11 protein-coding genes are annotated in these 15,621 nt (G+C 38.9%); 5 read left to right on the plus strand and 6 right to left on the minus strand.

The window, feature by feature from the left end; genetic code table 11:
- Positions 1 to 252: 252 nt before the first annotated feature.
- Both smc and HP439_RS02535 read left to right on the plus strand, forming a co-directional pair.
- Positions 253 to 3,795, plus strand: coding sequence for a chromosome segregation protein SMC (smc, locus tag HP439_RS02530; protein WP_172388776.1), 3,543 nt, complete (start codon positions 253 to 255; stop codon positions 3,793 to 3,795).
- 92 nt (positions 3,796 to 3,887) lie between these two features.
- Complete coding sequence (locus tag HP439_RS02535) at positions 3,888 to 4,391, plus strand: DUF1905 domain-containing protein (protein WP_172388777.1); 504 nt, start codon at positions 3,888 to 3,890, stop codon at positions 4,389 to 4,391.
- 23 nt (positions 4,392 to 4,414) lie between these two features.
- Here HP439_RS02535 and HP439_RS02540 read toward each other — a convergent pair whose 3' ends face one another.
- The 3 genes from HP439_RS02540 to HP439_RS02550 all read right to left on the minus strand — a co-directional run bounded on the left by HP439_RS02540 (position 4,415) and on the right by HP439_RS02550 (position 6,965).
- Positions 4,415 to 5,665 carry an MFS transporter gene (locus HP439_RS02540; protein WP_172388778.1) on the minus strand — a complete coding sequence of 417 codons (1,251 nt, stop codon included), beginning with the start codon at positions 5,663 to 5,665 and terminating at the stop codon, positions 4,415 to 4,417.
- Positions 5,666 to 5,957: 292 nt separating this feature from the next.
- Positions 5,958 to 6,401: an Hsp20/alpha crystallin family protein gene (locus HP439_RS02545; RefSeq protein WP_172388779.1), complete on the minus strand. Its 444-nt coding sequence runs from the start codon at positions 6,399 to 6,401 to the stop codon at positions 5,958 to 5,960.
- A 198-nt stretch (positions 6,402 to 6,599) separates the two neighbouring features.
- On the minus strand, positions 6,600 to 6,965 hold the full coding sequence (locus HP439_RS02550; protein WP_172388780.1) for a dihydroneopterin aldolase: 366 nt from the start codon (positions 6,963 to 6,965) through the stop codon (positions 6,600 to 6,602).
- 75 nt (positions 6,966 to 7,040) lie between these two features.
- Here HP439_RS02550 and HP439_RS02555 point away from each other — a divergent pair, with 75 nt between their 5' ends.
- Positions 7,041 to 7,775: a 3-keto-disaccharide hydrolase gene (locus HP439_RS02555; RefSeq protein WP_172388781.1), complete on the plus strand. Its 735-nt coding sequence runs from the start codon at positions 7,041 to 7,043 to the stop codon at positions 7,773 to 7,775.
- A gap of 72 nt (positions 7,776 to 7,847) precedes the next feature.
- On the opposite strand, the gene asnB is transcribed toward HP439_RS02555, so the two are convergent.
- From asnB to HP439_RS02570, 3 genes are all read right to left on the minus strand, one after another.
- Positions 7,848 to 9,536, minus strand: a complete 1,689-nt coding sequence (asnB, locus tag HP439_RS02560) for an asparagine synthase B (RefSeq protein WP_172388782.1) — start codon at positions 9,534 to 9,536, stop codon at positions 7,848 to 7,850.
- A 350-nt stretch (positions 9,537 to 9,886) separates the two neighbouring features.
- Entirely contained in the window at positions 9,887 to 11,725 is a 1,839-nt protein-coding gene (locus tag HP439_RS02565; RefSeq protein ID WP_172388783.1) for a UbiD family decarboxylase, read from the minus strand.
- Positions 11,726 to 11,824: 99 nt separating this feature from the next.
- Positions 11,825 to 12,700: a Rossmann-fold NAD(P)-binding domain-containing protein gene (locus HP439_RS02570; protein ID WP_172388784.1), complete on the minus strand. Its 876-nt coding sequence runs from the start codon at positions 12,698 to 12,700 to the stop codon at positions 11,825 to 11,827.
- Between the two features lie 233 nt (positions 12,701 to 12,933).
- Between HP439_RS02570 and HP439_RS02575 the strand changes: the two genes are divergently transcribed.
- Together HP439_RS02575 and HP439_RS02580 are read left to right on the plus strand one after the other, a co-directional pair.
- Complete coding sequence (locus tag HP439_RS02575) at positions 12,934 to 14,160, plus strand: deoxyribodipyrimidine photo-lyase (protein ID WP_172388785.1); 1,227 nt, start codon at positions 12,934 to 12,936, stop codon at positions 14,158 to 14,160.
- Positions 14,161 to 14,332: 172 nt separating this feature from the next.
- The coding region (locus HP439_RS02580; RefSeq protein ID WP_246229187.1) for a thiamine pyrophosphate-dependent enzyme at positions 14,333 to 15,621 on the plus strand (1,289 nt) is incomplete at its 3' end.

Here is a 15,621-nt window from a genome sequence, read left to right on the forward strand (position 1 = left end):
AAAACAATCTGATAGTCTCCACATAATGGAGACTATTTTTTTAAGATTGCATCTATTAAAGCAAATTAAAAACACAATAGTAAGTTAGATACCAAAATTTTTCGAGTAGACTACCTCGCGCGAACTAAATATCTATATAGCCTTTTTTGATATACAAAGTTAGTTAAACCACTCTCAATTCAGAAAGTTTCAGTTCTGCCTAAAAATCTGTATTTTCGTGCTTCATTTTTTTTGAAAAATAGTCTCTCGAATATGCAGTTGACAAAACTAGAAATAAAAGGCTTTAAAAGTTTCGGTGATAAAATTACAATCAATTTTAACGAGGGCGTGACCGCAATCGTAGGTCCGAACGGGTGTGGAAAATCCAATGTTGTGGATGCTATAAGGTGGGTACTAGGAGAACAAAGTACGCGTACCCTACGCTCTGAAAAAATGGAAAACATCATTTTCAACGGTACCGCAAACCGTAAACCGGCAAACCTCGCTGAAGTCTCTCTTACCTTCGAGAACAATAATCAGTTGTTACCGACCGAATTTTCAACAGTGACGATAACGCGGAAACTATACCGCAACGGAGATAGTGAATACAGATTGAACGATGTGAAGTGTCGTTTAAAAGATATCACTGACCTTTTCCTTGACACCGGCCTAGGTGCAGACACCTACTCGATCATTGAATTAAAAATGATCGACGAAATTATAAATAATAAAGATAATTCACGGAGAAACCTTTTTGAAGAAGCATCTGGAATCTCAAAATACAAAGTAAGAAAAAAACAGACGCTCAGTAAATTAAAAGACACAGAAGGAGATCTATCGCGCGTTGATGATCTACTATTTGAAATTAATAAGAACCTCAAACAGCTTGAAAATCAAGCAAAAAAAGCAGATAAATACTTTCAGCTTAAAGATGAGTACCGAGAAGCCAGCATTGGGTTAACCTACTACAAATTGGAAGGGTTTAGTTCCGACTTAGAGCGTATCAACGAGCAAGAAAAAATACAACATGCGTACCTTGATGAAATAGGAAAAAAAATTCAGAATAATGAACAGCAGCTCCATACTTTACGCAATGATGTTCTTGCCAAAGAGAAAAATCTTGCCACGCAACAAAAGAGTACGAGTGAAATTAACAACAAAATTCGCAGTTACGAATCTGATAAAAAAATTAAAAACGAAAAGCTACGACACCTACAAGATAACGAAACACGTCTAAACGCAGAATTAAGCAATGATAAGGCGCAATTTGACCACATTACCAACACGCTTAAACGCTTAAACGAAGATCTTTTCGAAGCACAAACAACACTTGATTCTTATACCGAAGACACTCAACGAAATAGCGGAGAGGTTGACGAATTGCGAACACAGCAGCAAGCTGCAAAACTAAAACTTGACGGCTATCAGAAAACCACGGGAGACCTTCAGAACAGAATATATAGAATCGAAAAAGACATCGCTGTACTTAATATACAAAAGGATGCTCTAGAACAAGAGTCCGCTCGTACCATTACTGACAGCAGTTCAAAAGAGGAGGAACTCGGACAGTTCAACACCGCTGTCGAAACGCTTAAGGAGCAGGTGGCCACGCAGCAGGATCAGTACGATCGCGCTGTGAAGGTGGAACAGGATTTGCGCGAGGAAATAGCAAGCCAAGAACAGGCGCTTAACGAATTACGCAGCCAAATAAATCGAGAATCTCGACTGGCCGATGCGAAACAGAATGAATACAATCTTACTAAATCGCTTGTAGATAACTTAGAGGGATTTCCTGAATCGATCAAATTTTTGCGTAAAAATGCAGGTTGGAAAAAATCCTACCCCCTTTTCTCGGATATTCTCTTCTGTAAAGAAGAGTATCGTATAGCTATCGAAAACTATCTTGAACCGATCATGAACCATTATGTCGTCGAGAGCAAACTAGAGGCGGTTCAGTCTATCCAACTCTTGAGCGATGCGGCTCGAGGGCGGGCGAATTTCTTTGTGCTTGAAGCCGTACAAAGCGCACAAAAACAACAAATAACCTTACCATCAAATGATGTGGTCTCCGCCTTAGACATCGTAACCGTAGATAAAAAATACCAAGAACTCTGCGAACAGCTTCTTAGCCATGTGTTTATCTTAAAACCTGAGTCGTCCGATTCGATTGATAGGGAATTTCCAACTGAAAACATTGTTATTCTACATCCGGAAGGAAAATTTTCAAAAACTCGGTTAGGTCTTAGTGGCGGATCGTTAGGGTTATTTGAAGGCAAACGTATCGGCCGGGCGAAAAATTTAGATAATTTAACCAAAGAGATCAAAAACCTGAATAAACTTGTTGAAGATTTACATCTGCAGGAAGAGAGCCTAGTAAAACAGATTTCATCGCTGAGATTATCTTCACAAAAGGATTTTATTGATGAATTAAGTACTATCTTAAATAGGCTTAACAACGAGTATATCTCTGTTAAGACCAAACAAGAGCAATATCTTGCATTTTTAAAAAATAGTCAAAATCGGAAAACAGATATTGAGAGTAATTTAACGGTAATAAACTACGATCTCCAAAAAGCGGAGCCGAAACTAAGTGAACTAAAAAAAGAAAACCAGTCCGTTCAGTCACAACTTGTTGAGCTGCAAGAAACCTATCTTGAAATATCTGAACGGTATAATGAACGTTCAGCGGCATTCAATCAGGAAAACATTCGGTACCATCAACAACAAAATAAAGTTGCCGGCCTGCTTAAAGACCTAGAATATCGAGAAAGTCAACAACAAGCACTCGAAACTAGAATTCAAAAAAATAGCGCAGAATACGAACAAATAAAAGCGTCGATGCTAATTGCCGTACCAACCGAAGGACTTGACGACTCCGAACTAATGGAAATGTACGCACAAAAGGAAATGCTGGAAAAAGCACTTCAAGAATTTGAAGAGGATTTCTTCTCTTCTAGAAAATTAATCAACGATCTTGAAGAAGAGACAACACAACTACGCAGGAACAAAGATCAGCACGACTATCTTCAAACCGAGTTAAAAGACAAGAAAACTTCACTACAGCTGGAATTGACTGCCCTAAAAGAACGACTCTCAGTAGAGTTTGACATCGACATTAATACACTTTTGCAACAAGATCCTCCAGAAATTGCCGAATCTAAAGAGGAGCTTTCCTTGAAATGTAATAAACTAAAAAAACAGCTTGACGGCTACGGATCAATCAACCCAATGGCCAAAGAGGCTTACGATGAAATTCAAGAAAGGCACGACTTTATCAATAAAGAAAAGAATGATCTACTAGAAGCTAAAGCGTCATTATTGGCAACTATTAATGAAATTGATCAGTCTGCAAATGACAAGTTTATGAATGCATTCAACACGGTCCGTGAAAACTTTGTCCAAGTATTTCGTTCACTGTTCAATAATGAAGATTCCTGTGACATGATTCTTACCGACCCAGGAAACCCGCTCGAATCCGACATCGACATTATCGCGCAGCCAAAAGGGAAGAGACCTTTATCCATTAATCAGCTTTCTGGCGGCGAAAAAACCTTAACGGCTACAGCGCTCCTGTTTTCGCTTTACTTACTTAAACCGGCACCATTCTGTATCTTCGACGAGGTCGATGCACCACTTGATGATACCAATATTGACAAATTCAACAATATCATAAAAGACTTCTCAAAAAACTCGCAATTTATTATCGTGTCGCACAACAAGCGAACGATCGCTAGCACCGAGATTATTTATGGGGTAACAATGGTGGAGCAAGGCGTTTCCCGCGTTGTCCCTGTAGATCTACGAGACGTCGCTTAAGAGAAAAAGATATCAATCAGAAACGAGTATCCAACAAGATTATAATTGATATGTTATATTTTTAATCGCTTTTTATTAGCGGACCAACAACTATGAGCGAATCACATGTTCAAGTATATTATTTCGAGGCAACGATACAACTAATTGGGATCAACCCCTATGTTCCGGTTCCCGAACACATTCTTCAAGACCTTTTTGATCAAGCTAAGCGTAACAAAAGCCCCATTCCCATTAAAGGAACCGTAAATGGACGACCGTACACACAAAGCTTGGTTAAGTACAAAGGAGAATGGCGATTATACATTAACACGCTTATGATTAAAAATTCACCAAAACATATTGGTGAGCAAATTCAGCTAAGTATATGCTTTAATTCAGTTCCTCCGAAATTCATTTCGCCAGAAGTTTTTTCGGATGCCTTAGATGCAAATCCAAAAGCGAAAGAGGTTTTTCACAAAATGCCCCCGTATCTCCAAAAGGAAATCAATCGTTATTTGTCAAATCTAAAATCGCAAGCTAGTCTCGACTTAAATATCGATCGAGCCATAAAGTTTCTAATGGGCAAGGGAAAATTTATTGGTCGAGAAAAGCCTTAACGCCCTATTTTGGTCACATTTAATTATTTTTCATCTGCTTTGGTCACATCGCTCCTTTTAGACATACCTAAACTCATCAACGGCGCGTTGAAAAAACAGATTATCCCCACCAGAGCAATTAATGCCCCTAAAACAACAAATATATTCCCAACACCAAACCGGTCGGCCGCCCATCCAGTACCCAAGAGTCCGACTACTGTCGGAATGACCACGATACTGAAATACATTGAAAACACCCGTCCCATAGCATCAGGCCGTACTTGTTCTTGAATAACGGTCATGAAGCATGCGTTATACACCGCCGCTGCGATACCCCCTAGTGCGGTTAAGATCACAAAAAAATAAAATGTGGTTGAAGGAATATAACCCGATAAGGACAACGACAACCCCAAAATGATGTACATTACGTTCATAATTACGACCTTCGACATAGACGGCTTAAATATCCCAAGCAAACTTCCCCCGATTAGCATACCAACCCCCCAGACAATCTCCACCACGCTTATTTCAAACTTCCCACCACCAAAATGATTTAATGTTAAAAGTGGAAACAAAACAGCAATGGGCATAATAAAAAATGTTACCAAAGTCGAGAAAGCAAATACGGAAGCGAGACCTCTTGTTCTAAAAATCTCCGAAAAACCAGCGCCAAGATCAATCCATACTTGTCGAAAACTACTTTTCATTTTATCGGTAATCACCGGATTTGGAATCCGTACCAACAGCAATGAAACGATTCCAAAAATTGCTCCCATAATATCAAGTAATAGAACGTGGCCAATAGGCATCAATGTAATAGCTAACGCGCCTAAAGCTGGGCCCGCAATCGAAGAAACCGATTGGATAACTTGGTTAATCCCCGAAATACGCAACAACTCTTCTTGCGGTGCGATCATAGGTATCGATGCTTGCATTGCAGGCATATGAAAAGCAGAACCCACCGAACGCAGCCCCAGCATCAGATAAATTAGCAATAAACTTTCGAATCCTACATAAAAACTAATAGACATCGCTAAAGTACACAACGCAACAAAAGCGTCGGAGAAAATCATTGTTTTCTTACGATCCCATCGGTCAATATAAACCCCGGCGAAAGGTCCGATAATGGCTGCGGGCAACATTCCCGCGATCGCGCCATACGCTAATACCTGGGCAGACCCGTAGTGCATACTAAGCCATATGATAATCGCGAAATTTACCGCGGAGCTCGTTATAAGAGACAAAAATTGCCCGACCCAAATAAACATAAACTTCTTTTTCCAAGAACTCTGCATAGAATCAAAAATAAAACGCCAAGAATTGGCAAAACAAAAAATAATGATAATAACCTTCCGAAAGAAAATCAGAAGCCTTTAGTCAATAGATGACTACACGTTTTAGAAACGAAGTTGTTAATTGATATCCATAGTGGCACAAACATACGAAAAAAGATTTTTTTCAAAAAGAAAAACCTATTTCAAAAAGAGAGAACGCGAGAGTTTGTCGTCATTGATAAATCAACAAAACACAAAAAAAAGAGCCTTCGTCGTAACGAAAGCTCCTTTTCAACCTTAAAAATTCAAAATGTTATTTTACCTCAATTAATCTTTTTGCAACAATCGCATCTTCTTTTTTACCGACAGAAACGATCAATACTCCATCTTCATAAGCAGCATCGATACGAGTGTAATCTACGGAATCAGGCAAGGAGAATGAGCGAGTAAACGATAAATAGCTAAATTCTTTCTTACTGTATACCTTATCTTCGCTCTCTTTTTCGTCTCGTTTCTCAACAGATATCGTAATCAAGTTCTTATCAACATTGATTTTAAAATCTGATTTTTTTAAACCCGGAGCAGCCAGCTCGACTTTGTATGAAGATTCATCTTCTGATATGTTTACCGCCGGGACACGAGTAACTAATCGATCGGTGATAAATGAATCATTGAAAAAATTATCGAATATACTATTAACATAAGGGTTAACTACATCCGAATTTACTGTTTTTGTTGGAAATTTAATTAATGCCATTTTTATGTCCTCCTAATTTTGTTTAAACAATTTTTTATCTGTGCTAGTAAGTAATCAAAACACATACCTAAAATAATTTAAAATAAAAAGATGACTTTTTGTCCGTAAATCCCTACGAGTTTATGACTTTTTGTCGTCAAACAAAAAAAATAAAACTTCATAACCCCCTGTGAGGCAAAATGAAAACGCTGAATCAGCCTATTTATTGTAGCACAACGAAACTTCAGAGTGCGCAGAGTCAACTCCAAATGGGGGGGTCGTTTTACGAATCGAAACAGAAATCTCGTCTAAAAAAGTATACTTTTCACGAATAAGATCAATAACTTCATAAGCAGCAGACTCTAATAACTTTCGCTCTTTCGCCATTACAAGCGAAAGAACTTGATATAATCCTTCGTAATTTACAGTATTTGTAAGCTCATCCGGACTCGGGTTATTATAATCTAAACCAACAACAATGTCCACAAAAAATTCATTCCCTAAGACCCGTTCCTCTTTATAGAATCCAATCGGTGAGAAAAAACGCACCTGTTTAAGTGACACATGTTGTCTGATTACCCCCATACTGCAAACATAGGAAAAAATAGAAAATGTTAAAATTAATAACTATTATTGTTAATAATCAACAAACCCTGCTATATGAAAGCAAAAATAACTTATACCCTTGCAGCTATATTCATGAGCTCGTATGCAATTGCACAAACTGACTTCAAACCAGAAGACACCGAATTTTACAGTCCAAAACCTCCGATCGTATCTATATCTTCTGGTGTACCTAGCGATGCGATCGCGCTTTTTAATGGATCGAATTTGGATCAATGGGAAAGCAGCGATGAAAAAGGAGGCCCCGCTAGCTGGACGATTGAAAACGATGTATTAATAGTAAAAGCTGGTGCTGGAGGTATACAAACAAAACAAAAATTTGAAGATTTCCAACTCCATGTGGAATGGAAAAGTCCTGAGGTAATTAAAGGTGAGGGACAAGGTAGAGGAAATAGTGGGATATTCCTCCAGGGATTATACGAAATACAAGTTTTAGACAATAACAACAATCCAACCTATGTCAACGGACAAGCGGGCAGCCTATACAAACAAAGACCACCCCTCGTTGAAGTTCACCCTGAACAAAACACTTGGCATAGCTACGATATCATTTATAAAGCGCCGCGCTTTAATAAAGATGGGATGCTAATAAGTAAAGGTAACGTAACGCTATTACACAATGGTGTCCTCGTTCAAAACAATACCCAGATAGAAGGAACTACGGAATACATTGGTTTACCAAAACTTAACGCCCATGGTGCAGGACCAATTTCTCTACAAGATCACGGTAATCCTGTAAGTTTTAAAAATATTTGGATACGTCCTCTTTAACAAAATAAAAAGCTACCTAGGAAAGATGTTCCCAGGTAGCTTCTAATAATTTAAAAAGCCGTTCGGCAAACCCTATACCGCTTCTGGTGACTTAGTATAACTATCATTATGGATGTTTGCCACCGCACGGCCAGAAGGGTCGTTTAAGTTTTGAAACGATACATCCCAAGCCAAGGCTTCCGGTGTACTGCAAGCAACAGATTTCACAGAAGGTACCGTTTTCGCCGCCGCATCGGATGGAAAATAAGATTCGAAAATTGTTCTATAGAAATATTCCTCTTTGTTTTTTGGCGTATTAATAGGATATCGCGTCGCAGCAACTTCAAACTCTGTATCTGTCACCTTTTGTTCAGCCTGTTCCTTGAGGACGTCAATCCAACTATACCCCACACCATCCGAAAACTGTTCTTTTTGTCTCCACGCAATGCTCTCAGGAAGATAATCTTCAAAAGCCTTACGGACAACCCACTTCTCCATACGTCCATCTCTAATCATTTTATCACTCGGATTTATGGTCATCGCCACATCAATAAATTCTTTATCCAGAAAAGGTACACGTCCCTCCACTCCCCATGCGGCCAATGATTTATTTGCTCTCAGACAATCGTATAAATACAATTTATTCAATTTACGCACTGTCTCCTCATGAAACTCCTGTGCATTGGGAGCTTTATGAAAATACAGATATCCGCCAAACAACTCATCAGAACCTTCTCCTGAAAGAACCATCTTGATGCCCATCGACTTTATTACGCGCGCCAAAAGATACATAGGGGTCGAAGCCCGAATCGTGGTCACATCATAGGTCTCTAAATGGTAAATCACATCGCGAACGGCATCTAACCCTTCCTGGATGGTAAAATTAATCTCATGATGAATAGTACCAATATGATCCGCAGCTTTTTTTGCAGCAATCAAATCAGGAGCATCCTTTAGACCCACTGCAAAAGAGTGCAGTTGTGGATACCACGCGTCCTCTTGACCGCCAGACTCAATACGTTTGGAGGCAAACTTTTTAGTTATCGCCGCGATAACCGAAGAATCCAATCCGCCAGATAATAACACCCCATATGGCACATCTGACATTAACTGTCGCTGCACCGCTTCTTCAAGTGCCTGACGGAGTTTCTCAATATCGGTTTTTGCTTCTTTTACCGTCTGGTAGTGTGCCCAGTCACGGATATACCATCGTTTGGGTTCTTTCCCCTCACCACTATAAAGGTAATGTCCCGGAGGAAACTGGTCGATCTCGAGACAAAAACCCTCCAGAGATTTCAACTCGGAGGCCACAAAAAATTGGCCGGCTTCATCTTTCCCATAATACAAGGGAATGATCCCCATATGATCCCGAGCAATTAAAAACGTACCATTACGACCATCATAAAGAGCAAAACCAAATATCCCGTTTAATTCCTCAATAAATGAAGGACCTTTATCCAAATATAACGCTAAAATAATTTCCGAATCCGACTGTGTAGTAAAATTATAGTCTGGCAAAAGATCACGTAACTGTTGGTGGTTATATATCTCACCATTAACAGCTAAGACGACTTGGCCATCGGGGCTGAATAATGGCTGGCTCCCAGACTTTGGATCTACTATTGCCAAACGCTCATGCGCCAATATTGCTTTGTCATTCGTATAAATACCAGACCAGTCTGGTCCACGGTGTCTAATTCTTTTAGACATTTCTAACACCTGCGTCCTTAACCCATCTAAAGACGATGTTTTCAAATCAAAAGCACCAACAATTCCACACATATATCTATATTTTAATAATGTTCGTTACGATTTATTTCAATTAATAGAACAAAGTAAACTATAATAAAATTAAAATCATAATTATTTTTAAATTTTATTGAAAAAACAATAACAAATCAATCAAATAATTACAAATTCGTCACGATAAAAGGTATTACATTAACAAACACATCCATTTCAATAAAAAATGAATTCACACAATGCGGCGCACAAAATGCTTGTTTACAATTGATGTTGTTCATAAACCTTCAAGACAAAAAAAAGACCAAGCGTCTTACGAACTTGATCTTCCTCACGACCTGCTGTTTGAAACAAACTTAAGTCATAACGTTCTTGTATTTGTGCTAGAACTATATGATACCATATAGCGACCGCCCTTTTTCACCTAATCGGTTCACTTTACTTTCAATTATTGGATCCATAACCAAAGCTGGCGCATGATGAGGCTTACTCCGTGCATCGATTATCACCGGACCATTACATCCCCAATGTTTAAATGTGGTAAAACTATCTACACCGTATATATCGTGCGATGGATTACTCCTTGTAAAGGTAACCCACACGAAATTATTAACACTATCAGCAGCGAACCCGGCATCATCAACAAGGACAATCATCTGGATGCCCGTAAAATCAACCATTTTAACACTACGACTCCATTGCGAGATTACATCAGCGTCTTGCTCATAAGACACAAAATCTCGACCATCGACAACAAGGACTCCCGGGATCGCTAATTTCACTTTGTCAAATGGCCTAGGCAAAACCAGTTCTTTTGGTACTTCCGTTGCCAAATTTCTTTTTTTCGTTCCCACAGCGGCGAAAGTAACCTTTGAACCTGCATTCAACCCATCACCAGAATAGTCTAATGTGTCGATAGTTGTATTGGTTAAAAAGTGTAGATCACGAGTCAAGTCAATTCGTTCCAATATATGTGTAAAAAAAGCAGGGATATCATAAATATCAAGCTGAGGATTATCCTCAAAGGCAGAAATAAACAGGTACTTTGCCAAACTTAATTGGTTCGTGCCCAAAATTTGATTAGATATCGTTAATAACTCCTGCGGTCGGTCAAGGTCTTGGTAAGGAGTATATCGCTCACTACCTATAGCAAATAGCAGTGGATGTACACCTGCGGGATCAACAGCATTCACCGCATGTAACCCACTAATCTGTTTTGGCATTGCGCTTCCCGTTATTTCATGAATCAATGCTCCAAAACTTGTATCCTCTTGTGGGGGACGACCAACCACAGTGAATGACCAGATCGGATTTTTTCTATGATATACTCGATGTACCTTCATAAGCGGAAATTCATGAGTCAAGCTATAATATCCAATATGATCCCCAAATGGCCCCTCAGGTTTAGTATCTTGCGGATATACCATCCCAGTAATCACAAAATCAGCATCTGCCGACAAACAAAATCCTTCGTCATCGTAAAAATAACGAAACCTTCTGTTCCCTAAAGCGCCCGCAAAAATAGCCTCAGAGAGCCCCTCCGGCAACGGCATCACAGCTGAGAGCGGGTGTGATGGAGGCCCACCAACAAATATACTTACTTTCAAAGGCTTGCCTAACTCATTCGCCTTCGTTTGATGAATCCCAATTCCTCGATGCAGTTGATAATGTAATCCGACTTCTGCACCTAGGATGTAATCGTTGCCCGAAAGTTGTATCCGATACATACCCAAGTTTGCCTGCATTATGCCTGGAGAATCGATATCTTCCGTGTATACCTGTGGCATGGTCACAAACGCCCCCCCGTCCTTTGGCCAATTTACGATTTGAGGTAATTCAGAAATTTTAGTTTGACCATATAATATTGGAGCTCCACTTTTTTTCTTCAGCGGTAAGGCACTTGCCGCGACAAGTGACGAACTCATATAATGCATTGGTTTTTTAAACACGGACATCGGATCCATTTTCACGTCAACAAGCTTTTTAACATGATGGAGGGTGTCGCGAAACATGAATTTAGACCTTTCAAGAGTTCCGAAAAGATTCGACACCGCGGGAAAGCGCGAACCTTTAATATTTTCAAAATACAACGCGGGCCCCTGTGCATCGAAAACACGCATATGAATCGCAGCCATCTCCAAATAAGGATCGACCTCCTCCTTTATACGTATCAAATGACCATTCCTCTCCAGATCGGCCACGCATTCCGCTAGACTCTTATATCCCATATTGCTAAATTATAATATAAGCAAAAATAGTAGAATAAACTAAAAAGGGGGTTAGTTTTTCAATCTGTGAAATGTAAATATCGGATATAGCAATATTTCTTATTGCAGGAATAACCTGTCTTCCAGCAAGACATCTTCAATCGAAGAAAAGCGAAATGGCATCTGCTTACGCCAATCGTTATCCACGATACTATTGACACGCATAATACGACTGAATTCTGCCTGATCGGTACTACTTATGTCGAGTCGCTTTCGATAAACAAGTCTAACAAACCATTTCGGCAGATCGATAATTATCTGTCCTTTTTGCACTAGTTTCAACGCTTTATACGTATTAAAGATATCTGCGAGCGACATTGGCTTAGGTCCTCCTAGTTCGACAACTCTATTTCTAAACGCAGGCACTTTCAGCATAGATTTCAACCATCTAAAGAAATCACGCGCACCAAGAGGTTGCAACGCATGGGTCGCATAAAATTTAGAATAAAATATAATTTTTCGGTTTGCTATGTTTTTGATAACTCGATCGACAAGAGAATCATGCCCAATCACGCAGTTTTTTAAGACAATAGTGTACTCAACACGAAGCTCACGTAACAGAGCTAAAACTGGATCTATACACATTTTATCCATTAAACGCGCTATATAAACTATCCTTTGGCAAGAGTTCTTTTTAAGAATATGAATAAAATTACGAAGACTAATTATCTCCAGTTTCAAATTTACAACATCATTCAGTGTCGGCACCTGGGTAAAATATATACCAGTCTTTAATTCAAGACCACTCAGAGGAAAGCTCCCTTCGCCTTTAATCAAGTCGCCTTCATACACAGTTGCATGTAATGGCTCAAACATTCTTTTTTCGAAAAGCTTAAGGTTACGAGTAATAGCAAATACTCGAAAATTCTCATCAGCAAACAAACTTAGACTTCTTCTCCCCACATAGTTATTCAGTCCACTAATTAATACATCCATATTTATCTGTTCTCAGTTTTTGGTAAATTCGCAATATGAGAATTAACAAAAGCTACCCAGTAATGTTCGAGAGAAAAAATAAATAAAATTCAACTTCTCCGACGACAGAAGCGTAACCTTAATGTCTACCCTATGTCAAAACCCCATCAGTTACCCTTTAAACATATAACAAAGTCGTTTCTTTGAGCTATATTTGCGATAATCGATAATAACTCAGCTAAGAATTTTCGGGCATGACAAAAAAGGTAATATTAGTATGGTTTAGAAATGATCTACGCGTTCAAGATAATGAAATTTTGGCCGAAGCGGTAAACAAAGCTGATATTGTAATTCCTGTATATTTTTTTGACCCCCGGTATTTTAAAACCAATCGCCTCGGATTTCAAAACACTGGGGTATCACGAGCACAATTTTTAATCGAAACTGTTCAAGCATTTAAACATAGTCTGCAAGAATTAGGCGCTGATTTACTAGCTTTTCAAGGAAAACCTGAAGACCATATCGGTACGCTTTGCGCTAAATATGATGTTACCGAGGTATACCACCACAGGGAAGTTGCATATCGCGAAACAAAAATTTCCGAACTAGTAGAAGCTGCCTTATGGGAGCAAAAAATAAATCTCAAACATTTTATCGGCCATACACTATATCACAAGGAAGACCTCCCTATCCCTATTAAGGATATACCGGATAACTTCGCTGCGTTTAAGAAAAAGGTTGAAAAGGAAAGCTTCGTCAGACCAGCAATAAATCCGATTGAGAAAATAGTTACGCACCCACATATAGAACAAACGCAGATACCAACACTCGAGGACCTCGGCTACGAAAAAAACATCTCAACAGAGATCACACTCATCGGCGGAGAAGACAATGCCTTACAAACCATTGCACACACGTTATCTCCAGAGTACAATAAAATAGACGATTACAACCTCGTTTCACCATACATCGCGATCGGTGCAGTGTCACCTGCTTATTATTACCATAAGATAAAAGAAGCATACACACCAAACAAAAAGAAAAAATACGATAGATTAATCTTACGTCTGTTATGGCGCGACTATTTCCGTTTCATGTTAAAAAAATATCCAAATATTTTTTTCAAAAACCATGATCTCTCATCCGATATAGATAATAGTGCACTGGTGTTACATAAGTGGTTGCAAGATGAAATCGAGCACCCTGTGATTAAGGAATTAAAATCTAACATGCAGCAAACAGGAAATCTTCCTTATGCCCATAGAGAGATTCTTGCCGCATACATGCTCCAAGAACTTAAAATAAATCACATCGCTGGGGCGAAGGTCTTTGAAGAGTTCTTTCTAGACTATGCGCCCGCTACGGTATATGGATATTGGCTACATTTTACACAAAAAGGACCAAGTTTGAAGGATAATTTAAAAACCAGTTGGGAGGAATTAATCAAAAAAAATTACACCGTAAATACTTCGGTCAAATAGATGATTTTATATTTTAGGTCTTAACTCAATAACTCCGCTTATGGGATCTTTCGAAAAATCGATCAAGACATAAATTATACCCCAAAAAACACACATTTTGTTGATTTTTAAGGTGACAAAATATTTTATAATTACTAACTTTGACCAAAATTTTTATAAGTAAAATTTCCTTATGGATAAATTAACATATTTGAGTAACGCGGATTCAGGATACATCGACTCGTTATATCAAGCATACAAGGAAGACCCAAACGCCATAGATGCAAGCTGGCAGAAGTTTTTTGAAGGTTTTGAATTTGGACAAACTAGTGAGGGTACTACTGTTCCTGAGACCTCAGAACAAGCGATCAAAGAGATCAACGTTCTCAATATGATCCATGGCTACCGTGACCGAGGTCACCTATTCACAGAAACCAACCCCGTTCGCGAACGTCGTAAATATTTTCCAGGTAAAGAGTTAGAAACATTTGGACTATCGGAGGCAGACCTTGACACAGTATTCAATGCTGGAGTCGAAATTGGCTTAGGCCCTGCGAAATTAAGAGATATTCGTCAGTTTATTGAAGACACCTACTGTAGGTCGATTGGCGCTGAGTTTCGTTACATCCGCAATCCAGAGAAAATAAAATTCCTTCAGGATAAAATTGAGGCTGATCGCAATACCCCTAACTTTAACTTAGACGACAAAAAACGCATCCTAAAAAAACTTAACGAGGCTGTAATCTTTGAAAGTTTCCTTGGAACTAAGTTTTTGGGGCAAAAGCGCTTCTCATTAGAAGGTGCAGAATCTTTAATTCCTGCTTTAGATTCTGTTATTCAGAAAGGATCCTCATTAGGTATTGAAGAATTTGTTGTGGGGATGGCTCACCGTGGACGTTTAAACGTACTTACCAATATCATGGGAAAATCGTACAAAACGATCTTTTCCGAGTTCGAAGGCAAAATGTACGAAACAGATCCAGAAATTCAATTCGGCGGTGACGTGAAGTATCACTTAGGCTTCTCTTCAGACATAACAAGTCAAGACGGAAAAAACATCCACCTTAGTCTTGCTCCCAATCCATCACACCTAGAAACAGTCGATGGTGTAGCTGAAGGTATGGTTCGTTCAAAAATTGATCTAAAATATAGCGGAGACTCATCTAAGATCGCACCTATATTAATTCATGGTGATGCAGCTATAGCTGCGCAAGGGATTGTATATGAAACCATCCAAATGTCGAAGCTTGATGGTTATAAAACGGGCGGTACAATTCATATTGTCATTAACAATCAAGTGGGTTTTACTACGAATTATAAAGACGCGAGATCGTCAACGTACTGTACTGACATTGCGAAAGTAACTTTGTCTCCTGTATTTCATGTTAATGGAGATGACGTAGAAGCCCTGGTTTACGCAATCAACATTGCTGTCGAATATCGTCAAAAATATAAAACAGATGTCTTTATAGATCTTTTAGG

The sequence above is a fragment of the Sphingobacterium shayense genome (assembly GCF_013179575.1).
Classification (GTDB): Bacteria; Bacteroidota; Bacteroidia; order Sphingobacteriales; family Sphingobacteriaceae; genus Sphingobacterium; species Sphingobacterium shayense.

What these genes read in the sequence shown, in the direction of transcription:
- HP439_RS02540 (WP_172388778.1), bottom strand. Translation starts at nt 5,665, where the DNA reads ATGCAGAGTTCTTGGAAAAAGAAGTTTATGTTTATTTGGGTCGGGCAA.
- HP439_RS02545 (WP_172388779.1), bottom strand. Translation starts at nt 6,401, where the DNA reads ATGGCATTAATTAAATTTCCAACAAAAACAGTAAATTCGGATGTAGTT.
- HP439_RS02575 (WP_172388785.1), top strand. Translation starts at nt 12,934, where the DNA reads ATGACAAAAAAGGTAATATTAGTATGGTTTAGAAATGATCTACGCGTT.
- asnB (WP_172388782.1), bottom strand. Translation starts at nt 9,536, where the DNA reads ATGTGTGGAATTGTTGGTGCTTTTGATTTGAAAACATCGTCTTTAGAT.
- smc (WP_172388776.1), top strand. Translation starts at nt 253, where the DNA reads ATGCAGTTGACAAAACTAGAAATAAAAGGCTTTAAAAGTTTCGGTGAT.
- HP439_RS02565 (WP_172388783.1), bottom strand. Translation starts at nt 11,725, where the DNA reads ATGGGATATAAGAGTCTAGCGGAATGCGTGGCCGATCTGGAGAGGAAT.
- HP439_RS02555 (WP_172388781.1), top strand. Translation starts at nt 7,041, where the DNA reads ATGAAAGCAAAAATAACTTATACCCTTGCAGCTATATTCATGAGCTCG.
- HP439_RS02570 (WP_172388784.1), bottom strand. Translation starts at nt 12,700, where the DNA reads ATGGATGTATTAATTAGTGGACTGAATAACTATGTGGGGAGAAGAAGT.
- HP439_RS02535 (WP_172388777.1), top strand. Translation starts at nt 3,888, where the DNA reads ATGAGCGAATCACATGTTCAAGTATATTATTTCGAGGCAACGATACAA.
- HP439_RS02550 (WP_172388780.1), bottom strand. Translation starts at nt 6,965, where the DNA reads ATGGGGGTAATCAGACAACATGTGTCACTTAAACAGGTGCGTTTTTTC.